Genomic DNA, 377 nt, shown 5'->3' with positions numbered 1-377 from the left:
ATGAGTGCTAATATCACTGCTATTATCGTTATTATTGCCGTTACTGTCGTCGGTATCAATATCACCACTGTTTTCATCATCATTACTGTTGTAATTATTTATATCATTGTTATTGGTATTACTACTATTGCTATTTAAGCCTTTATAGTGCTCATCATAACGGTAATCAGTGCCATAAGTGGTGTTATCTTTTTGTTGGCTGTTAACTTCACCGAGTAAATTGGCCTGCGCATCGCGGTAGTTATAATCCTGTACTTGTACCGAAGATTCCACCATCTGACTGTGTAAGGTCATATCCCAGACACTTTCAACGCCATTATCCAGTGTGCCACTCGGTTGTTTGTACACAATATCAGCCACCTGCTGATAACCTTGCT

1 pseudogene is annotated in these 377 nt (G+C 39.0%); it reads right to left on the bottom strand.

The features are described 5' to 3' along the window. Positions 1 to 377 (bottom strand): annotated as a pseudogene (locus H3T96_RS14640) (hypothetical protein); the annotation flags it as partial.

It is taken from the genome of Gilliamella sp. W8136 (genome assembly GCF_016101285.1).
In the GTDB taxonomy this organism is placed as follows: Bacteria; Pseudomonadota; Gammaproteobacteria; order Enterobacterales; family Orbaceae; genus Gilliamella; species Gilliamella apicola_N.
The sequence above is the reverse complement of the archived record's forward strand: the minus strand, read 5'-3'. Positions and strand labels throughout refer to the sequence as shown.